This is a genomic window from Nonomuraea sp. NPDC049400 (assembly GCF_044466425.1).
Taxonomy (GTDB): Bacteria; Actinomycetota; Actinomycetes; order Streptosporangiales; family Streptosporangiaceae; genus Nonomuraea.
This window is the reverse complement of sequence record NZ_JBITMP010000002.1, coordinates 187,897-209,191: the sequence shown is the minus strand read 5'-3', so window position 1 is coordinate 209,191 and position 21,295 is coordinate 187,897. Positions and strand designations below refer to the sequence as shown.

Below are 21,295 nucleotides of genomic sequence, written 5' to 3'. Positions count from 1 at the left end.
CCTCCATGCACGGGGGGTATGGCCGGGCGCGCACGACGACGTCCTCGGTCAGGCCGCGCGCGCCCGGAGATCATACGTCAGCGGTGCATGAGTGCCCAGACCGTCATCGGGCCGGCGCCCCGGTTGGCCCAGGCGTAGTACGGCACGAACGTGAGATCGACCGGGCCCCCGTGCTCCGGTTCCCGGGGGGCGCCGGCGGTGCGGTAGGGGAAGCCGCCGTCCTCCTCCCGGTGCACGTGGGCCCGGCCGCGTGCGGTGACCGGCACCACGTCGGCGGGCAGGCCGGCGACCGCCGTCCCGTCGCGCAGGTCCGCCCCGGCCACGCACAGGTCGTCCACGATGACGCCGGGGTGGTCGGCCTGCTCCAGGCAGTACACGAGGGGGCCTCGCTCGACGGCGACCTGGCCGCGGGCCACGTCCAGCCGGGGCACGGCCGTGGTGAGGCGGGGGCGGATGGCGAGGTCCAGGGTGATCCGGTCGCCCGGCCGCCAGGCGCGCCGGACGCGGTGGTAGGAGCCCGGCTCGACGGGCCGGTCGTTGGGCCGGTCGTTGGGCCGGTCGTTGGGCCGGTCGTCCGCACTGGTCCCGCCGGATGCGCCGGATATGGTCACTGCCGCCTGGTCGGCCCACGCCGGGATGCGCGCCGAGAAGGTCCACGGCCGGCCAGGGGTCTCGCGCACGACGATCTCCACCCGGCCGCTCCACGGGTAGTCGGTCTCCACTTCCAGCAGCACGTCGCCGGCCCGGATCGTGCCGGGGGCGTACAGGTGGAGCTGGACGCCGTCGCCGTCCTGGGTGGCCAGGTAGTGGTCGAGGGAGGACAGCAGGCGCATCACGTTGGGCGGGCAGCAGGCGGTGCCGTACCAGTCCTGGCGGCCGCGGGCGGGCGCGCGGAAGTCGTCGGGGTTCGCGCCCACGCGCACGCGCAGCACGTTGACGTAGAAGAAGCGGTCGCCGCCGAGGGAGACGCCAGGCAGGACGGCGTTGTAGAGGGTGCGCTCGATCAGGTCCGCGAAGGCGGCCTTGCCGGTGGCCAGCAGCATGCGCCACGACCATTGGATGCTGCCGACGGCCGCGCAGGTCTCGCAGTACGCGGTTTCGGGGGCCAGCTCGTGGGGGCCGCCGAACTGCTCGCCGTACCAGACTGAGCCGAGTCCCCCCGTCAGGTACGTCTTGGTCGCCACCATGTCCAGCCACTGCCGTTCCAGGGCGTCGAGCAGCGCGAGGTCGGAGGTCTCGACGGCGACGTCGGCCGCGCCCGCGGCCAGGTACATGGCGCGCACCGCGTGTCCCTCGACGGTGGTCGCCTCGCGCACCGGCACCCGGTCCTGGCGGATGCCGGGCCCGTGGTGACCCTTGAGCGGGAGGAGGGAGTGGCCGCGGGTGGCGATGAGCCGGGCGGCGAGGTCCAGGTACGAGCGCGTGCCGGTCTCCCTGTGCAGCTCGGCCAGGGCCATCTCGACCTCGGGGTGGCCGTCGAGCGCGTCGTCGGGCAGCGTCTCGGCCAGGTGGTCGGCGAAACGGGTGGCGACCTGCAGCAGCGTGCGGTCGCCGACCGCGCGACTGCCCGCGACCGCGGCCTGCATGAGGTGGCCCGCACAGTAGAGCTCGTGGCTGGAGGCCAGGTCGGAGTAGCGCTCGCGGCCGGTGAGCTGGGTGTGGGTGTGCAGGTAGCCGTCGGCGCACTGGGCGCCCGCGACGAGCTCGGCGCCCTCCTTGTACGACCTCGCCAGGTCGTCGTCCTCGGCCCTGCCGCGTTCCCAGGCGAGCGCCTCCAGCCACTTGTAGACATCGGAGTCCGCGAACACCTTGCCGCGATGCTCACCCGCCAGCCTGAGGTTGTCGAACGCGCCGGACTCGCGTACCCGCTCGCCGCCCAGCGGGATCGTCACCTCGCGGTTCACGCGTTGCCGCGCGCCCCAGAACCCTCCTTGGATCCGCCCGCCCGCCACGGGCCGGAGGGCCACCGCGGCGTCGGGCCGGGGCCGTACGACCGAAGACATCCGATCATCACTCATATCGCCATCCTGCCCCAGCGTCACATATCCAACAAGATACGAATATTTATGCCCATGGCGGGGCATGGGACACACTGACGCGTTGTTTAGGCGAAGGGACGCCCCATGCCCGAGATCCCCGACACGGTGTTGCTCGAAGAACGGGCCGAGCTGGCGATGAACGCGGTGGCCGGACTGCCCGACCAGGACATGGACGGCATTCCGTACTTCAGTGCCGACCTGCTGGCCCGCCCGGCGGCCCTGCGCCACGGCGACTGGGACTACGGCTCCAGCCACGGACGGCTCCTCGACGCCTGCCTGATCGCCAGGCACATGACGGGCAAGGACACGTGGCGGGAGGTCGAGGAGGGGTTCAGGCGGCGGCTGATCGGCTTCTTCGGCGAGGACGGACTGAGCTACCGGCTGGCGCGCCCCGAGGTGGGCTGGCCCGCGAACGCCAACCTCGTCGACCAGCGCGCCGTGCTCCTGTCGCTCACCACGTGGTACGTGTCCGACGGCGACCCCGCAGCGCAGAAGCTGGCCGACCGGCACGTGGCCGCGCTCAAGCGGATCGCGATCAAGGAGCGGGACGTGTGGTTCTACCCCGCCTCCGAGTACACCCCGGACGGCTGGCCGTCCCCGAACGCCATCGCGCTCCGCCTCGCCCCCGACCCGGCCTCGTTCAGCGGGCGGCTGATCATGCCGCTGCTGCGGTACCACCAGGCCACCGGCAACGAGGACGCGCTGGAGCTGTGCGGCTGGTTCGCGCGGCTGATCGTGCACAAGAGCGGGGTGTTCGGCGAGGACGGGAGCTTCAATTCCGCCCGCGCGTACCGCAGCGGCCACTTCCACACCCGCCTCGGCACACTGGAAGGGCTCGCCCGCTACGCCCGCTACACCGGCGACCACGAGCTCACCGCCTACGTCCGCCGCGCCTACGACTGGGCGCTCGGCCAGGCCACCGCGTTCGGCTGGACGCCCGGCGACCTCGCGGACCAGCGGTACGAGCACGAGAGCTGCTCCCTGGTCGACCTGATCGGCGCCGGCACCACGCTGGCGAAGTCCGGGCACACCCCGTACTGGGGCGTGGTGGAGCGGTTCCTGCGCAACCACCTCGTGGAGTCGCAGCTGCTCGACCTGAGCTGGGTCGAGTCCGCGCCCGACACCTCGGGAGACGAGCCGGGCTGGGTGACGCACGTGCGGGTGGGCGAGCGGGTCCGCGGCGCGTTCGCCGGGTACGGCGCGCCCAACGACTTCGTCTGCGACGTCGAGCTGGGCCGCGGGCACACGGCCGACGTGCAGGCGTGCTGCGTCGGCTCGGGCGTACGCGGCCTGTTCTGGGGCTGGAACTCCATCGTCACCGCCGACTCCCGCGCCGTCCGGGTCAACCTGCTGCTCACCCGTGCCACCCGGCAGGTCACCGTGCTCAGCCACCTCCCCCACGAGGGCCGGGTCGACCTGGACATCCACGAGGACCTGCCGGAGCTGCGGCTGCGCGTGCCCGACTGGGCGGGATACGCCAAGGTCCGCGTGACCCGCGACGGCGGCGGACCGGCCTACGGGAGTGGCGGACGGGCCGACGGTGACGGACGGATCGGCGGGGGTGGCGGACGAGCCAGCGGGGGTGGCGGACGAGCCGACGGTGGTGGTGGACGGGCCGACGGGCGGGGCGGCTTCGACGGGACGCAAGCCGGGGCGTGGGCGCCGGACGGCTACCTGTCGATCCCCGCGCCACGGCGGGGCGAGCGGGTCACGGTGACGTTCCCCGTGCCGGAGACGACCTCCACCGAGGTGGCGGCGGGGCGGGAGTACCGCGTGCGGTGGCGGGGCGACGACGTGATCGGCATCAGCCCCGAGGGGACCGCCCGGCCGATGTACAGCGGGCGCAAGGTCCATCCGACCGCGCCCCGGCGCGACTACACCCTCACCCAGCCGGCGAAGGAGTGGACCTGGTGAGCTGGTCACTCCCCGAGGTGCCCGACGGCGGCACGTTGAGGCCGTACGACCTGCGCTGCGAGCACCGCGCCACGCCGCTCGGGATCGGCACGCCCGTGCCCCGGCTGAGCTGGCGGCTGGCCTCGGACCGGCGCGGCGACGCGCAGCACGCGTACCGGATCCGGGTCCACGCGCGCGGCGCCCTCGTCTGGGACAGCGGCTGGGTCGAGGGCCAGGACGTCAGCGCCGACTACGGGGGCGCCCCGCTGGCGTCGTTCACCCGCTACACCTGGCGGGTGGAGGTACGCGGCGGCGGTTCAGCCCAGATACGCCACGGCGGGCCAGCCAAGACGCGCGACGGCGGGCCAGCCGACATACACGACGGCGGAGCGGATGGGACACCCGGCGGTGGGGCGGCCGAGTCGTGGTTCGACACCGGGGTGATGCATAAGGACGAGTGGCGGGCGGCGTGGATCGGCCACGATCCCGAGACCGAGCCGCCGTTCGAGCCGCCCACCGACAACCGCGAACCGCGCAGCCCCCGCACCGCGCACCTGCCCGCCCCCCGGTACTTCCGGCGCGTGCTCGACCTGCCGCCCGCGACCGCTGTACGCATTGCATGCAGTGCACGCGGCCTGTACGAGCTGCGCGTCAACGGCAACCGGGTCGGCGACGGCGAGCTCACCCCGGGGTGGACCGACTACCGGCGGCGGGTGACGTACCAGGTGTACGACGTCACCGACCTGGTCGGGGACGGGCCCGTCTGCGTGGGGGCGATCCTCGCGGACGGCTGGTGGTCGGGCAGTCTCGGCTGGGACTCGCGGCAGCAGGCGCAGCACTACGGCAGGCGCCCGCAACTGCTGGTCCAGATCGTGGCCGAGCACGAGAACGGTTCCCGCACGGTCGTCGGCACCGACGGGCGGTGGCGGGAGAGCACCGGCCCCATCCGGTACGCCGACCTGCTCATGGGCGAGTTGTACGACGCGCGGCTCGAACAGCCCGGCTGGGACCTGCCCGGCTTCGACGACACCTCCTGGGCCCCCGCCCGCGTCGTGGACACGTCCCACGAGGTCCTCGTGCCCTCCGTCGCCGAGCCCGTCCGGGTCATCCAGGACATCGTGCCGGTCGGCACCCGGCCGCTGGGCGACGGCCGTACCATCGTCGACCTGGGACAGAACATCGCGGGCCGGGTCCGCCTCGTGCTCAGGGGAGCCTCGCCCGGCGCCCGGATCACGCTGCGCCACGGCGAGACGCTCGACGACGGCGGCGGCCTCTACACCGCCAACCTGCGCTCGGCCGAGGCGAGTGACCACTACGTGGCCGCCGGGGCGCCGGTCGAGACGTTCGAGCCGCGCTTCACCGTGCACGGCTTCCGTTACGTCGAGGTCAGCGGGCACTCCGACTTCGACGTCGTGGGGCGGGTGCTGCACTCCGACACGCCGGTCGCGGGCGAGTTCTCGTGCTCGGACGACATGGTGCGGCAGCTGATGAGCAACATCCGGTGGAGCCAGCGCGACAACTTCGTCTCCGTGCCCACCGACTGCCCGCAGCGCGACGAGCGGCTCGGCTGGACCGCGGATGCTCAAGTGTTCCTGCCCACCGCCTGCTACAACGCGGACGTGGCCGCGTTCTTCACGGGCTGGCTGGCCGACCTGCGGTGCGCGCAGACCGACGAGGGCGCGGTGCCCGACGTCGTGCCGCACGTCATGACCGAGCGGCACGGCACGCCGGGCTGGGGCGACGCCGCCACCGTCGTGCCGTGGCACCTCTACCAGGTGTACGGGGACGAACGGGTGCTGCGTGACAGCCTGCCCAGCATGCGACGGTGGGTGGACCACGTCGAACGCCACAACCCCGACCTGATCTGGCGCAACCGGGTCGGCAGCCATTACGGCGACTGGCTGCAAGCGGGCGTGCGGACCTCGCGCGAGGTGATGGCCACCGCGTATTTCGCGCTGAGCGCGGAGCTGACCTCGAAGGCCGCCGCGGTGGTGGGCGATGTCGCCGCCTCCTCGCATTACGCCGCGTTGCGTTCGAGGATCGGTGAAGCCTTCGTGCGGGCGTTCGTGTCGGCGGACGGCCGGGTCACGGGTGACACGCAGACGGGCTACCTGCTGGCGCTCGCCCACGGCCTGATCCCGCCGTCCCTGGTGCCCGCGGCCGTCGCGCACCTGGTGGCCGACCTGGAACGGCGGGGGCGCCGCCTGACCACCGGCTTCGCCGGCGTGGGGCTGCTCGGGCCCGTCCTGTCCGCGTACGGGCACCACGACCTGGCCTACTCGCTGCTGCACGACGACCGGTACCCGTCGTGGGGGTACTCGATCAAGCGGGGCGCCACCACGATCTGGGAGCGGTGGGACGGGTGGACGGAGGAGGCCGGGTTCGGGCCCGTCGCCATGAACTCCTTCAACCACTACGCGCTCGGGTCGGTCGGGGCCTGGCTGTACGGCGGGGTCGCGGGGATCGGGCAGGAGGAGGGGTCGGTCGGGTACCGGCGACCGCTCATCCGGCCGTTGCCCGGAGGGCGGCTGAAGTGGGCCTCGGCCTCGTACGACACGCCGCTGGGCCGGTTGAGCAGCCGGTGGGAGGCGGACGGCGGCACGCTGCGGCTGGACGTCCACATCCCGCCGGGCGCGGTGGCCACCGTGCATGTGCCGACGACCGACCCGTCCTCGGTGCGGGAGTCCGGCACGTCGCTCCCCGGGACGACGTCGTCCGCACACGAGCCCACCCGACCTGCGAGCGAGCCGCCGCCGGACACCTCCGACTCGCCGCCCGTGCAGGTGACGGGCGTCGCCGGCTCGCCGCGTGTGCAGGCGGTGGGCACCGCTGACTCGCCGCCCGTGCAGGCGGTGAGCGCCACCGACTCGCCGCCCGTGCAGGTGGTGGGCGTGAGCGAGGCGGCGCTGGTGTGCCGGGTGGCGTCCGGCCGGTACGAGTTCACCGCGGCGTGGGAGCGATGACGGGAGGCGGCCGTCCGGTGACCACCTGGGCGGCCGCCGCCGAGCGGGCCGGGGGCGGGCTGCGGGACCTCACCGTGCGCAACATCGTGCGGACCAGCGCGGGCGGGACCGGCTTGCGGGTGCGGCTCACCAACGCCTTCGGGGACCGGCCGGTGACGTTCGGGCACGTCTACGTGGGCGTTCCGGCCTCAGGGGCGGCGCTGGTGCCGGGGTCGAACCGGATGCTCACGTTCGGTGGGATCCCTGAGGTGACGCTGGCGCCGGGCACGACGGCGCTCAGCGACCCGCTGCCCGGCCACGTGGCGCCCCGGCAGCGCCTCGCCGTCAGCCTCCACCTCCAGGGCGACGGCGGCACCCTGACCGGCCGCAACCGCGCCACGGCCCCGCCCTACCCACCGGACACCGCGCCCGGGTCCGATGCCACCACCTCCCACCCACCGCGACCAACCATCGCGCCCGATGCCGCCGCCCACCCACCGCGACCAACCGCCGCACCCAATACTGCCGCCCACCCACCGCCACCAACCGCCGCACCCGATACTGCCGCCCACCCACCGCGACCGGGCACCACGTCCAGGCGGGATGCGGCCTCGCCCGCCTACCGGTCGCTTCCCGGTGACCACGCCGCCGACGAGAGCGGCGCCCCGTACACCGAGCGGGTGGCGGTCTGGCACTGGCTGGACGCCGTGATCGTCACCGCGCCCGGCCCGGTGCCGGCGGTGGCGGTGGCGGTGCTCGGGGACTCGATCACGACCGGCGTGGGCTCCGAGACCGGCCACGGCTGGACGGATCTCCTCGCCGATCGGGCTGTGCGGGGGCCGTGGCCGCTGGCCGTCGTCAACGAGGGCGTGTCCGGCGGGCGGGTGCTGGCCGCCGGGACCGGGCGCCCCGCCGAGGAGCGGCTGACCGCCGAGGTGCTGACCAAGCCGGGGATCGGCGCAGTGATCCTGCTGGCCGGGGTCAACGACCTCGGGGCGGGCGCGCGGGCGGACGCGCTCATCGGCGCCTACCGCCGTATCGTCGCCAAGGCGCACGCCGCCGGGGTACGCGTGATCGGTGGCACGCTTGGCCCGTTCGCGGGCGCCGAGTACCACACGCCCGAGGGGGAACTGGCGAGGGCGGCGGTGAACGCGTTCGTGCGGGACGGCGGCGTGTTCGACGGGCTCGCGAATTTCGACGCGGCGCTCCGCGACCCCGCGGACCCGAGCCGCCTGCTGCCCCGGTACGACAGTGGCGACCACCTCCACCCGAGTGCGGCGGGCCACCAGGCGATGGCCGCCGCACTCGAACTGGCGCAGCTGATCGGCCCCGATCAGACTGCGGCCGCCGATCGCTCTCCCGTCCCATGAGGCCGTTCGGCCCGCCGCTTCCTCCTCCCCCTCCGAAAGAGAGTCCTCTCGAATTGTGGGCTGGTTCGGTGGGGAGCGATGCGGACCGGTCAGCGGCCGGGGCCGGGGAGCCGGGTCGCCGGTTCAGGGCGGTGGATGCCCCGCGGGCGGTAGCCGAGGGCGTCCGAGACGCCGAGGTAGTCGGCGAGCAGCCAGATGATGGCCAGCCACATCTCGGTCCCCTGCAGCCCAGGCGTGCGGGCCGCGCCGCTCCCCCGGGTCAGGGCGAAGCTGAGGCCCGCGCCGTCGTGCCAGCCGCCCACCGCCCGGAGGAGGTGTTCGCGCGCCCACGCCTCCCCCTCCCCGCGGCGGTGCCGGGTCTGCCTGCCCAGCAGCCACAGCGGGTGGATGACGTCGAGCACGTTGCAGGCGTTGCCGGTGTCGGGGCCGAAGTAACGGGGGTCGGCGGCCTGGGCGAGCACGGTGTCGACGGCCCGCTCGGGGTACGGCAACGGCACGCCGAACTGCGCGAACGTCCCCCGCGTCAGCCGGTAGAAGCCGTTGACCACCTGCAGCCAGCCCGCGTCGGGATCCGGCTCCCCCCACATCCCGTGGGCCTGGCTGCAGCGGGTCAGCAGCCACCCGTACAGGGTCTCGAGCTCGCCGCGCACGCCGAAATCGGCCAGGTTGCGGTGAAGGCCCGTGCCGAACGCGTCCACCCACGAGCCCGCCGTCCAGGCGTTGCGGGCCCAGTCGAGGGAGTCGAGCGTGGCTAGCAGGTCCTGCGAGCCGAGGTTCGCGACGGCGTGGACGGGGTGCTGGAACCGGGTGCCGAGCAGGTCGAGGGCGTAGCCGACGCAGAGCACGTGATACGCGGTGGCTCCGTCCAGCTCCGGCGAGCCGGGACCACCGGTCTCCGGTGAGCCGGGGGCGCCGGTCTCCGGTGAGCCGGGGGCGCCGATCTCCGGGATCAGGCCGCTGGCCGGGTCCTGGCGGTCGCGGAGGAACGCGACGATCTCCTCCCGCGCGGGTGTCGGGGGCGGGCCGTCCAGCAGCAGGTCGGCGATCTCCACCGCGTCGCACCAGGCGCGGACGGTCGGCGGGGCGTCCGGGCGGTCCACGTACCGCTCGCCCGTCCAGCACCGGCCGAGCACCGCCTCCGCCTGCTCCCTGGCGCGTGCGGCGAAGTCGGCGAGCAGCCGTTCCAGGTCCTGCCCGGCGGCCGGAGCGGGGCGCGCGGCGCGGCGGTCGCGGATGCGGCGCGCCGGGTCGCCCGCGACCATGGCCCAGGCGGGCACGTCCTTGGTGACGACCGCGCCCGCGCCGACGATGGCGTGGTCGCCGATCGTCACCCCGTCGAGCACGACCACGTTCGAGCCGATCCACACGTCGTCGCCGATCCGGATGCCCTTCGACGTGGTCGCCTGGCGGAAGACCGGGCGGTCCGGCGCCGTGCCGTGGTTGAAGCCGAGCAGGGACGTGTGCGCGCCCACCCGCACCGCGTTCCCCAGCACGACGTTCCCCCGCACCACGGCGTACGGGTTGATGGTGCAGTCGTCGCCCATGACGATGTCGTGGGTGACGTACGCGTGGGCGGCGATGTAGCAGTAGTCGCCCATGCGCAGGCTGTCGGCGTACACGGCCGCCAGCGGCGAGACGAACACCTTGCCTGCCGCGTCGATTTCCATGCTCGTCCGCAGCGCGTCCAGGTGGCGCTCCTGGGCGAGGCGGTCCTCCTCGGTCGCGTGGTCCCAGAACAGCCACGGGCAGAAGTCGAACTTGGTCGGTTCCGTCATGCGATCAAAATCCTCTCAGGCGGTCAACGTCATCGACCAGGAGTAGCGCCGGACCGGCAGGCGGTACCGCCCGGGCAGGGCGGGGCCGCAGGAGGCGCTGCCGATGCCCTGCTGGCCGTGGTCCAGGTTCAGCCAGACGCGGCCGGAGTCGCGCAGGTCGTGGGGGCGGTGGGCGGCCTGCAGCGCCTCGCTCGTCCATCGGCGGGCGGTGAAGTCGAGGTACGGCTCGCCGTCCACACGCAAGGTGGGCAGCTCCGTGCCCGACAGCTCCAGCCAGCGGGTCTCGACGTGGTTGCCGTTCTCCTGCGGCACGACGTACGGAGTCTGGAGCGCGTCGATCGGCAGCGCGAACCGGCCGACCCGGGCGGCGGCCCGGCTGTCGGCGTACGACTCGCCCGGGCCGCGGCCGAACCACTCGACGTCGGTGTAGCCGCCGGGCAGGGCGAACCTGGCTCCCATGCGGGGCGGGCTCACATCGAGGTGGCCGTACGCGGTGTCGTGCCAGTCGCCGACGGGCTCGGCCTCGATCCGCAGGCGCAGCGCGCCGTCCTGCCGTTGCCAGGTGTACGTGGTGAGGAAGCCGAGGGTCCGGGTGGCCGGGCCGCTGCGCCCGTGGACGACGAGCGTGCGGTCGTCGGGCCGGTCGATGCCGCCGGTCCGGTGGAGGAACCGGTCGAGACCCACGGCCTCCCAGTCGGCGGCCAGCGCGTTCCTCGTGCCCTGGCCGCGGTCGTTCTCCGTCGGGGCGCGCCACACGTCGAGCACCGGCCCGTCCAGCTCGACGCCGTGGAGCCGGGTCAGCCGCCCGGTCCCCGGGTCGAACACCGCCCCGCCCAGCCGCAACCCTCCGCTGGACGTCCCGGCCAGCCGCGGCCCGCCGCCGGCCGTCTCGCTCGCCGCGGGCAGCGGGCGGCGGCGGTGGGTGCCGTCGCCGAGCCGGGCCTGGCCGAAGGCGACCACGTGTCCGGCCGGCGCCCAGCAGGTCGCGGTGGCGAGCGCGGCTTCGACCGTGATCCACGTCTCGCCCTCCGCCGCGACCGCGACCTCCGGCAACGGCACCCGCACCGTCTGGCGCGGGCCGCAGTGCGGGACGGGCAACGGCCCGCTTCCCGGCAGCGCGCTTCCCGGCAGTCCGCTTCCCGGCGGCTCGCTTCCCGGCGGCGCGCCGCCCGTCACCTGAGCCGCGTCCGACCGCGAGCCGTCCACCTCCACCCGCCAGCGGAACTCCAGGTGGCCGAGGTCGATCAGGTCGTGCTTGTTGACGACGACGACCTCCCCGGCCGCCGCGTCCACCGCGATCCCGACCGGCTCGATCGCCTTGCGCAGCTCCGCCAGGCCGGGCGACGGCGTGCGGTCGGGGAAGAGCAGGCCGTCCAGGCAGTACCGGCCGCCGTTCGGCTGGTAGTCGATGTCGCCGCCGTGCCGGAAGTACGGGCGGCCGAGCGAGTCGTGTCCCGCGAGCCCGTGGTCGATCCACTCCCACACGAACGCCCCGCAGAACCGCTCGTGCGACTCCAGGATCGCCTGGTAGTCGGCCAGCGAGCCCGGTCCGTTGCCCATGGCGTGGGCGTACTCGCACAGCAGGAACGGCAGCCCGCGACGGCGCACGTCGTCGGGCGACTCCGGCGCCACCCCCTCAGGCGGGTCCTCCTTCCGCTCCCCGATGCGCTCCAGGTCGTCCAGCGACGGGTACATCAGGCTGTAGAAGTCGGAGTGGCGGTAACTCGGGTCGCGCTCGTAGTGCAGCGGCCTGCTGGGATCGTGCTCCCGGATCCACCGCTCGATGTCGCCGAACGCCGGCCCGCTGCCGCTCTCGTTGCCCAGGGACCAGATCACCACGCTGGGATGGTTCTTGTCGCGCTGCACCATGCGCCGGGCGCGGTCGAGGAGCGCGTCGCGCCACATCGGCTCGGCCGGCGGGTTGCCCTCCCAGCCCGCGTAGATGAACCCGTGGGTCTCGATGTCGCACTCGTCCACCACCCACAGGCCGTACTCGTCGCAGAGCCGCAGGAACTCCGGGTGCGGCGGGTAGTGGGCGGTGCGGACGGCGTTGACGTTGTGCTGCTTCATCAGCTCGATGTCGCGGATCATGGTGTCGCGGTCGAGCGCGCGGCCGCGCTCGGGGTGGTGCTCGTGCCGGTTGACGCCGCGGAACAGCACCGGCGCCCCGTTGACGAGCAGCCGCCCGCCGGCGATCTCGACGGTCCTGAAGCCGATCGGCAGGTCGATCGTCTCGCCGGCGGCCCGCAGAGTGCCGCGGTAGAGGCGCGGGCGCTCCGCGCTCCACGGCTCGACGCCCGGGACGGTGACCTCCTCTCCCGTGGCGACGGACAGACCCAGCTCGGGGATCTCGACCAGGCCGGGCACGTCGGCGGTGACGCGGAGGGTGCCGGAGCGGTTCTGGGCGTCGTAGGTGGCGTGGACGGTGAAGTCGTCGATGCCGTCCGAAGGGCGGGCCAGCAGCTCCACGTCGCGGAAGATGCCCGGCAGCCACCACATGTCCTGGTCCTCGAGGTAGCTGCCCGACGACCAGCGCTGCACGCGTACGGCGAGCAGGTTGCCACGTGGCCGGACGAGCCCGGTGACGTCGAACTCGAACGGCAGCCTGCTCCCCTTGGAGTGGCCCAGCAACGAGCCGTTCAGCCACACCGTGCCGCAGGAGTCGACCCCCTGGAAACGCAGCACGGTCCGGCCCTCGGGCCAGCCGTCGGGCAGGTCGAAGCCGAGCCGGTAGTCGCCCGTGGGGTTGCCGTCGGGCAGTCGCGGCGGGTCGATGGGGAAAGGGTAGGCGGTGTTGGTGTAGAGCGGCCGGTCGTGCCCCTCCAGCACCCAGTGCGACGGCACGCGGATCGTGTCCCAGCCGGTGTCGTCGAGTGCCGGGTCGGGCAGCGAGGGGCCGGTGCCCTCGGCGGTGTCCGAGAGGCGGAAGCGCCACCGGCCGTTGAGCGAAAGGCGCGGCGCGTCGGAGAGGAAGTCCGCGCGCGCCGCCCGCCGCCCGGAGCCCGGCCCGGGGTCTTCGTGGAAATCGAGCATTCCGAACTGTCCCTCCGAGACCAAAACGTTTTAACTCTAGACGCCCGGATCCGCGGTGACCATCCCTCGGGCCATCCTTCCTCATCCTCGAAAGGTTCCGAGGTTTGCATTGACATCCGAGGCTGAATAAATATACCATGCGTAAATCGTTTCAATAAGGTAGGTGCGCCCATTGAGCGGGTTTCTGCCGGATTGGGAGTCGTTACGCCGTCACCGCATCCCCGAGTGGTTCGGGGAGGCCAAGTTCGGCATCTGGTCGCACTGGGGGCCGCAGTCCGTGGCGAGCTCCGGCGACTGGTACGCCCGCCACCTGTACGGCATGCAGCCCTGGTCCGAGCCCTGGGAGCGGCGAAGGGCCGAGCGCCAGCACGCCCACCACCGCGCGCACTTCGGCCGCGGCGGCACGAAGGACCTCTTCCCCCGCTGGCGCGCCGAGCGCTTCGACCCCGAAGAGCTGATCGACCTGTACGTCTCCAGCGGCGCCCGCTACTTCGTCGCCCTGGCCGCCCACTGCGACAACTTCGACCTGTGGGACTCGAGGCAGCACGCCTGGAACGCCGCCCGCATCGGCCCGCGGCGCGACATCGTCGGCGCATGGGAGCGGGCGGCGCGCGCGGCGGGACTGCCGTTCGGGCTGAGCTTCCACAACAACTGGACGTGGCGCTGGCTCGACGTCGCACACGGCGCGGACCCGGCCACAGGCGAGCCGTACGACGGCACGCTGACCAGGCACGACGGCACGGGCACCTGGTGGGAGGGCCTGGACCCGGCCGAGCTCTACCCGGCCAGGCACGCGCCGGGAGCCAAGCCCCCGCCGCAGGTGGCGGACCGGTTCTACGCCCGCGTCCGCGAGGCGCTCGACCGCTACCGCCCCGACCTGGTCTACCTCGACGACGGCCGCCTGCCGTTCGACGCGGGCAGCGTGGTCGAGTCGGAGCCGGTCAGCGCGCGAGGGCTCGAGCTGCTCGCCCACTACTACAACACGTGCCCGACCGGCGGACTCGTGACCGTCAAGGAGGTCCCCGACGCCGACCGCACAGCCGTCGTCCTCGACTGCGAGCGCCGCCAGCTCGACGCCGCCCAGCCTTACCCGTGGCAGTTCGACACCAGTGACGGCGAGTGGTTCGACTGCTCCGACGACGACCCGATGTTCCACCCGCGCAAGAGCTCCCAGCAGATCGTCCACACGCTGATCGACGTGGTCAGCAAGAACGGCTGCCTGCTGCTCAACGTCCCCCAGCGCGCCGACGGCACCGTGGACGACCGGGCCCGCGCCCTGCTGGGCGAGGTGGGCGACTGGCTGAGGGTGTGCGGCGAGGGCGTGTACGGCACGACGCCCTGGCTGCGTCCCGCCGAGGGCGCGACGGGCATGGGCGAGACCAAGGGCTACGAGGGCTACAACGAGGCCGACCGCGCCTACCTGCCGAGCGACATCCGCTTCACCAGGCGTGGCGACACGGTGTACGCCACCCTGCTCGCCTGGCCGGAAAACGGGACCGCCGCGATCACCAGCCTGGGCACCCGCGAGGGGCTGCTGAAAGGCCGCCCGGCCACGGTCGAGCTCCTCGGCCACGGCCCGCTCGGCTGGCGGCTGACCGAGGAGGCGCTCCATGCCGACCTGCCCCCGGACCCGCCCACGAAGGCCGCGTACATGATCAAGATCGCCTGACTTGGAGCCCGCGCCATGGTGACGAACCTGCGAACGTGCGACCTGACCGACCCCCTAGGCATCGAGATCACCCGGCCGGCGCTCAGCTGGCAGCTGACCGGCACCACGACGCAGACCGGTTACCACGTACAGGTCGAGCCGGGCTTGTGGGACACCGGCGAGGTCAGCGGTGCCGAGCAACGGGTGGTGTACGGTGGGCGGCCGCTGACCAGCCGCACGGCCGCGCGCTGGCGCGTGCGGATCCGCGACGCGAACGGCGAATGGTCCGATTGGAGCCCGGACGCGCGCTTCGAGCTGGGGCTGCTGGGCCCCGACGACTGGACGGCCGCGTGGATCACCCACCCCGACTGGTACGACGAGGGCGACCCGCGGGTCGGAGAGGGCAGACCGCTCCCGCTGCTGAAAGGCGAGTTCGTCCTGGCCAAGCGGGTCACCCGCGCCCGGCTCCACGTCGCGGGCCTGGGCGTCTACACCGCGACGGTGAACGGCGCGCCGGTGACCGACGCGGTGCTCGAACCGCCCTACACGGACTTCACCAGCAGGGTCGTGTACGCCACGCACGACGTGACGGAGCTGCTGCGTGAGGGCCGGAACACGCTCGGCGTCGAGCTCGGCCCGGGGATCGCGCACGTCTTCCCGCACCAGGACCGGTATATGAAGTTCTTCGGCTCCAAGGTCGCCCCGCGCGCCATCGCGCAGCTCGAGCTGGGCTACGCCGACGGCTCGTTCAGCCGGTTCGTCACGGGCGCGGACTGGCGGGCCGCCGACGGCCCGACCGTACGCTCGCACTGGTACGGCGGCGAGGACCACGACGCCCGCCGCACCGCCATCGAGTGGCGTCCCGTGACCGTGATACCCGCCGCGAAAGACGTTCTGCGCTCGCGGGCCTGCCCGCCCATCAGGGTCACCGAGCGGCTGCCCGCGACCGCCAAGCTCGTAGCCACCGACGGCACGCCGGTCTTCGACGTCGGCACGGTGGTCGCGGGCTGGGCCGAGCTGAGCCTGGACCTCCCCGCCGGGCGCTACCTGCGGCTCGTGCCGGGCGACCAGCTCGACGCGTACGGCCGCGTGGTGCAGTCGAAGCCCACGACCGGCGCGCCGATCTTCAACACGTACGTGACCAAGGACGGGCCGCAGACCTGGCATCCGCGCTTCCGCTACGACGGCTTCCGCTACGTCGAGGTCCAGGGCCTGCCGGAGCAGGTCGGCGAGGAGGCCGTGACGGCGCTCGTGCTGCGCGCCGACAACACCCCCACGGGCGCCTTCGAGACCTCGGACCCCCTGGTCAACGACGTCCACAAGATCATCGACAGGGCGGTCAGGGGCAACATGTACAGCGTGCTCACCGACTGCCCGCACCGGGAGAAGCTGGGCTGGCTGGAGCAGACCCACCTGCTCTTCGACGTCGTGGCCTACAACTACGACGTCGCCGCCTACTACCGCGAACTGCTGGTCACCATCGCCGAGGCGCAGACCGGGGACGGGCTGGTGCCGGACATCGCGCCGGAGTTCCTGGTGTTCGACCCCCCGTTCAGGGACGACCCCAACTGGGGCGGCGCGATCGTCCGCATCCCGTGGCAGCTCTACCGCTGGTACGGCGACGCGTCGGCGATGGAGACGCACCACGACGCCATGCGCCGCTACGTCGACTACCTCACGGGCAAGGCCGAGGACGGCATCCTGGACTACGGGCTGGGCGACTGGATCGGCCTGGACACCTCGACCCCCGTACCGCTGGTCTCCACCTGGGGCTACTGGCGCGCCGCGCGCACGATGGCCCGCGTGGCCGGGGTGCTGGGCCGCGACGACGACGCCAAGCGCTACCGCGCCCTGACCGACCAGATCACCGCCGCCTTCGCCGGCATCCTGCCCGCCAGCCGCAGCCAGGCGTCGGAGATCCTCGCGCTGGACATGGGCGTCATCACCGACGAACTCGCGCTCGACCGGATCGCCGGGGCGGTGGCGGGCGGCGGCATCACGGTCGGCGAGATCGCGCTGCCCGCGCTGTTCCGGGTGCTCGGGCGCGCGGGACGGCACGACGCGCTGTGGGAGTTCGCCACCTCGACGAGCCACCCCAGCTACGGCTACCAGGTGCGGCACGGCGCCACCGCGCTCACGGAGGCCTGGGACGGGCCGACGCGAGGGCTGTCGCAGAACCACTACATGCTGGGCGCGATCGACGCCTGGTTCTACCGCGGGCTCGGCGGCATCGGCCAGGCGCCCGGGTCGAACGGCTTCCGCAGGCTGCTGATCGAGCCCGCCGCACCAGGGGACCTGGAGTCGGTGCGGGCGAGCACCGGCACGCCGTACGGGCAGGTCTCGGTGTCCTGGACGCGCGGGGACGGGGAGTTCGCGCTCGAGGTGGCGGTCCCGCCGGGCTCGTCGGCCGAGGTGCGCCTGCCTGACCTGGGGCTCGCCCGGCACGCCGTCCCGGAGGAGGCGGTCCGGCTGGGAGAGCGCGCCTATGAGGTGCAGGCCGGGCGCTGGTCTTTCAGGGCGAGCCGATGATCGACGTGTACGACGCCGCGCGCGTCAGGACGCCGCACAAGGCCGGGCGGCTGCTGGTCGGGCCGTCGCGGGAGCCGGGCAGGTTCGACAGCCTCTTCGTGGACTGCCCCTTCGTGTGCTCCGACGGCGGCGAGTACCTCATGACGTACGTCGGCTTCGACGGGACCGGCTACCAGACCGCGCTGAGCCGCTCGGCCGACCTGGTGTCGTGGACGCCCGGAGAGGTGATCCTGCCGCGCGACCCCGGCCACCCGTACCGGGGTTACAACGCGGCGCTCACCTCGATCGTCCGGGACAACCGCCTCGGCTCCCCCGGCCAGGTGACCTGGCTGGACGGCCGGGCGGTCGGCACGTACCACGCCTATCCGGAGCCCGGCATGGAGATGGGCGCGGCGATCATCGGGTTCTGCGTCAGCGACGACCTGCGTACCTGGGAGGACACCGGGTCGGTGCTGCGCCCCCAGGACGGCGGCGCGTGGGAGCGTGGCGGCCTCTACAAGTCGTGGCTGCTCCGCCACGACGGCCTCTACTACTGCTTCTACAACGCCAAGAATCGCACCTACGACGGCTGGCGCGAGCAGATCGGCTACGCCGTCTCACCCGACCTCGAGCACTGGGAGCGCCCGGACCCTGGACCGGTCGTGCCGCACGGCGGCGACGGCGACTTCGACGAGCGCTTCGCCTCCGACCCGTGCGTGCTGCGGGACGGCGACTGGTGGGTGATGTTCTACTTCGGGCTCTCCTTCGACGGGCACGCCCGCGAGAGCTACGCGGTCTCCCGCGACCTGCGGACCTGGCACAAGAGCGGCGAGATCCTCATCGACGTGGGGCCGCCCGGCTCGGCCGACGACACCTACGCGCACAAGCCCGCGCTCGTCTCCCGCGACGGCCGCCTCTACCACTTCTACACGGCGGTGCGCCGGGTCGAGCCGTACCAGGTGGGCAAGCACACGCTGGTGGAGCGGCGCGGCATCTCCATGGCGCACGGATAGGAGAACACGATGAACCGGTCCCGCAGGAGCTTCCTGGCCGCGGCCGCCGGGGCCGCTCTGGCGCCCCAGCTGATCGGCCGGGCGGAGGCGGCCGCCACCTATGAGCCCGCCACCTATGAGCCCGGTGCCTATGAGCCCGGTGCCTGGGCCAGGGTTCCGCAGATCAGGCGGCGCATCCGGCCGCCCCGCTTCCCCCGCCGCACCTTCCCCGTCACCGACCACGGGGCGGTCGGCGACGGCACCTCGATGTGCACCGACGCCTTCAGGCAGGCGATCGCGGCCTGCGCCGCGGCGGGCGGCGGGCGGGTCCTGGTGCCCGCAGGAACGTACCTCACCGGTGCGATCCACCTGGCCGACAACGTCGAGCTGCACCTGGAGGCGGGCGCGACGATCAAGTTCAGCCGGAACCCGGCCGACTACCTTCCAGTCGTATACACCCGCTACGAGGGTGTCGAGCTGATGAACTACTCCCCGTTCGTCTACGCCTACGACCGGACGAACGTCGCCATCACCGGCAGCGGCACGATCGACGGCCAGGCCGACGCCACGCACTGGTGGGACTGGTCGGGCGACCCGCCGCCGGCCGAGAAGCCCGACAAGACCCTGCTCGCGGCCATGGCCGAGCAGGGCGTGCCGGTGGCGGAGCGGGTGTTCGGCGAGGGCCACTACCTGCGCCCGAACCTGATCCAGCTCTACCGGTGCCGCAACGTCCTCATCGAGGGCGTGACGGTCAAGGACTCCCCCATGTGGAACATCCACCCGGTCCTGTGCACCAACGTGACCGTCCGCGAGGTCACCGTGGACAGCCCGAACGGCCCCAACAACGACGGCTGCGACCCCGAGTCGTGCGTGGACGTGCTCATCGAGCGGTGCGAGTTCAACACCGGCGACGACTGCGTGGCGATCAAGGCGGGCAAGAACGCCGACGGCCGCCGGGTGAACGCGCCCGCCATGAACGTGCTCGTCGACTCCTGCGTGATGCGCGACGGCAACGGCGGCGTGACCATCGGCAGCGAGACCACCGGCGGCGTGCGCTGGGTCTTCGCCTGGAACTGCACGATGAGCAGCCCCAACCTGGAACGCGCGGTCCGCGTCAAGACCAACCCCGACCGCGGCGGCTACGTCAGGGACGTCTACTTCAGGGACATCACGGTGGCGCAGGCAGCCGACTCGGTGATCGAGGTGGCGCTGAACTACGAGAACAAGGACACCGGCCCCTACTACCCTGACGTGGGCGCCATCGACGTCCGCCGCCTGCGCGCCGGGCACGCGCCCCGGGCGTTCCACCTCATCGGCAACCCGGCCAACCCCATCAGGGGCGTACGGGTGACGGACAGCGTGTTCCAGGAGATGACCGAGGACGACGTCGTGCGCGACGTGACGGACCTGGTCCTGCGCAACGTGTGGATCAACGGCCGCCGGGTGACCACCTGAGGCGGTTCCGGATACGGCTCCACCAGGCCACGGGGCCGGATCAGGGGGAAGTCAGGGACGATCACCGATGAGGGCCTTCCGCGTGAGGAGGCATCGTGGTCTCATGAACCGCCTCACCCAGCTCTCCTTCACCGCCGCGCCGGCCGCGCTGCTCGGCGGCTGGCTCCTCATGCGCCCCACCGGCGCCGACGTCGTGGGCGGCCCGTGGTGGACGGCCGCGCACGTGGCCTGCCTGGCCGGGTTCCTCATGTTCGGCGTCATGACGCTGGGGCTGCGCGGCATGGCCGGGCCGGTGACGGGCGGGCGGCGGGTGGCGTTGGAGGGGGCGGTGGGGGCCGCGCTGCTGAGCATGGCCGCCGCGGTCGTGCGGCTGATGATCGACCTCTACCAGGGGTTCGGCGGCGAGCAGGTGCGGGAGTTCGAGGCGATCGTCTACGGCACCGAGGCGCAGGTGTTCTTCGGCGCCCTGGTCGCGCTGGCGGTCATCCTGGCCGCGCTCCGGCGGGTCACGATCGTGAGCGCGGCTGTGACGACCCTCGGCATGGTGGTGCTGGCCGTCGGGATGTACCAGACCGGCAAGGAGTCGGCCCTGGCCGCCGTGGGCATGGCGCTCATCTGGCTGGGCACGCTGCTGCTGGGCCGGGGGATGTCCGCCCAGGCTCCGCGGCTGGGATCGGGTGCCGGCTCCCCCAAGGTCACAGCCGGCCGCTGAAAGCACGATCGGCTCGGGCACAGGGTGGGTACGTTCACCCCGACCCCCGACCGCGACGCGTGAAGGAAGTGGTTCTCCGTGCTCTACCTCTTCGGTTTCGAGCGCATCGGCGTGGCTGTGAGCGACATCTACTTCGTCGACCCCAACCCGAACGCGGGCCAGGAGGGAGCCGAGCGAGGCGTGCGCCTGGAGCTGCGCAAACTTGAGCCGGGCGAGCTGAAGGGGTCGATCTACTCGGCGCGGCCCATCACCGTCGATCGGCCCCTGTGGCGGGTGGACCTGCTGGAGTCGGTCACCGGCACGCCGGGCAGCTTCGACCGTACCCACCATCACCCCGCGCTGCGCGACTGGGAGCCGGGCGAGCGGGTGTTCGACGAGCAGCTCTCCGGCGAGCCACTGAAGTGGCTGGGCGAGCGGCTGGCCGACCTCGAAGGCGTGCTCGACGAGGCCGGGGTGGGCCGCGACGAGGTCAGCGCGGCGGACGTGACGGGCCTGCGCGAGCGCGCCCCGGAGATCGTCGACACCGTCAGGCGCCTGCTCGACGACGTCCGTTCCGGCGCCCTGGCCACCCCGCCGAGCGACGCGCCGTCGAGCGACAGCGTCCGGGCCAGCTGGCTCTAGCCCCGCCCGCCCGCGCCCCCGGCCTCGGCGAGTAACGCGAAGGCGGCACCGGTGGATGTTCTCGGTGATTGGCGCGGACTTCCAGACGGGCGGTTTGGAACGTGACAGTTCCTCCTGTTGAGCCGAAGAAGGACCATCGAGCTCAGATCATCGTCGCGATCATCGGCGCCTGCGCGGTGATCATCGCCGCGCTGATCCCGGTCGTGGTCATGGCGAACAAGCCAGAGGCGACGCCCACCCCGAGCCCGGTGTCCGGGAACAGCACGACGGCCGCGCCCTCGTCATTCAGATCCAGCCAGCCCAAGAC

13 protein-coding genes are annotated in these 21,295 nt (G+C 72.8%); 9 read left to right on the top strand and 4 right to left on the bottom strand.

Annotation, left to right across the window (positions count from 1 at the left end; all coding sequences use genetic code 11):
- Window positions 1–77: 77 nt before the first annotated feature.
- Window positions 78–2,018, bottom strand: coding sequence for a glycoside hydrolase family 127 protein (locus ACIBVN_RS02945; protein WP_397132002.1), 1,941 nt, complete (start codon window positions 2,016–2,018; stop codon window positions 78–80).
- A gap of 105 nt (window positions 2,019–2,123) precedes the next feature.
- Between ACIBVN_RS02945 and ACIBVN_RS02940 the strand changes: the two genes are divergently transcribed.
- Genes ACIBVN_RS02940 through ACIBVN_RS02930 form a run of 3 tightly spaced genes read left to right on the top strand, consistent with a single transcriptional unit; the run spans window position 2,124 to window position 8,244 of the window.
- The gene (locus ACIBVN_RS02940; protein ID WP_397132000.1) at window positions 2,124–3,953 is read left to right on the top strand and encodes a hypothetical protein; all 1,830 of its coding nucleotides are present in this window, start codon (window positions 2,124–2,126) and stop codon (window positions 3,951–3,953) included.
- Window positions 3,950–6,895 (top strand): family 78 glycoside hydrolase catalytic domain, encoded by a 2,946-nt coding sequence (locus tag ACIBVN_RS02935; protein WP_397131998.1) that lies wholly within the window; start codon window positions 3,950–3,952, stop codon window positions 6,893–6,895. The genes ACIBVN_RS02940 and ACIBVN_RS02935 overlap by 4 nt, the downstream gene beginning before the upstream one ends.
- Before the next feature lie 17 nt (window positions 6,896–6,912).
- Complete coding sequence (locus ACIBVN_RS02930) at window positions 6,913–8,244, top strand: GDSL-type esterase/lipase family protein (protein WP_397131996.1); 1,332 nt, start codon at window positions 6,913–6,915, stop codon at window positions 8,242–8,244.
- An 89-nt stretch (window positions 8,245–8,333) separates the two neighbouring features.
- Here ACIBVN_RS02930 and ACIBVN_RS02925 read toward each other — a convergent pair whose 3' ends face one another.
- Together ACIBVN_RS02925 and ACIBVN_RS02920 are read right to left on the bottom strand one after the other, a co-directional pair.
- On the bottom strand, window positions 8,334–10,019 hold the full coding sequence (locus tag ACIBVN_RS02925) for an acyltransferase (RefSeq protein WP_397131994.1): 1,686 nt from the start codon (window positions 10,017–10,019) through the stop codon (window positions 8,334–8,336).
- A 15-nt stretch (window positions 10,020–10,034) separates the two neighbouring features.
- Window positions 10,035–13,052, bottom strand: a complete 3,018-nt coding sequence (locus ACIBVN_RS02920; RefSeq protein ID WP_397131992.1) for a glycoside hydrolase family 2 TIM barrel-domain containing protein — start codon at window positions 13,050–13,052, stop codon at window positions 10,035–10,037.
- Window positions 13,053–13,224: 172 nt separating this feature from the next.
- Here ACIBVN_RS02920 and ACIBVN_RS02915 point away from each other — a divergent pair, with 172 nt between their 5' ends.
- The 6 genes from ACIBVN_RS02915 to ACIBVN_RS02890 all read left to right on the top strand — a co-directional run bounded on the left by ACIBVN_RS02915 (window position 13,225) and on the right by ACIBVN_RS02890 (window position 20,988).
- Window positions 13,225–14,721: an alpha-L-fucosidase gene (locus tag ACIBVN_RS02915; protein WP_397131990.1), complete on the top strand. Its 1,497-nt coding sequence runs from the start codon at window positions 13,225–13,227 to the stop codon at window positions 14,719–14,721.
- A gap of 15 nt (window positions 14,722–14,736) precedes the next feature.
- Window positions 14,737–17,229: a family 78 glycoside hydrolase catalytic domain gene (locus tag ACIBVN_RS02910; protein WP_397131988.1), complete on the top strand. Its 2,493-nt coding sequence runs from the start codon at window positions 14,737–14,739 to the stop codon at window positions 17,227–17,229.
- Window positions 17,226–18,221, top strand: coding sequence for a hypothetical protein (locus ACIBVN_RS02905; RefSeq protein ID WP_397131986.1), 996 nt, complete (start codon window positions 17,226–17,228; stop codon window positions 18,219–18,221). Before ACIBVN_RS02910 ends, ACIBVN_RS02905 begins: the two co-directional genes overlap by 4 nt.
- A gap of 9 nt (window positions 18,222–18,230) precedes the next feature.
- Window positions 18,231–19,655: a glycoside hydrolase family 28 protein gene (locus ACIBVN_RS02900; RefSeq protein ID WP_397131984.1), complete on the top strand. Its 1,425-nt coding sequence runs from the start codon at window positions 18,231–18,233 to the stop codon at window positions 19,653–19,655.
- Between the two features lie 103 nt (window positions 19,656–19,758).
- Entirely contained in the window at window positions 19,759–20,367 is a 609-nt protein-coding gene (locus ACIBVN_RS02895) for a hypothetical protein (RefSeq protein WP_397131982.1), read from the top strand.
- Window positions 20,368–20,445: 78 nt separating this feature from the next.
- Window positions 20,446–20,988, top strand: coding sequence for a hypothetical protein (locus ACIBVN_RS02890; RefSeq protein ID WP_397131980.1), 543 nt, complete (start codon window positions 20,446–20,448; stop codon window positions 20,986–20,988).
- A 142-nt stretch (window positions 20,989–21,130) separates the two neighbouring features.
- Here ACIBVN_RS02890 and ACIBVN_RS02885 read toward each other — a convergent pair whose 3' ends face one another.
- Window positions 21,131–21,292 carry a hypothetical protein gene (locus tag ACIBVN_RS02885; RefSeq protein ID WP_397131978.1) on the bottom strand — a complete coding sequence of 54 codons (162 nt, stop codon included), beginning with the start codon at window positions 21,290–21,292 and terminating at the stop codon, window positions 21,131–21,133.
- Window positions 21,293–21,295 lie beyond the last annotated feature (3 nt).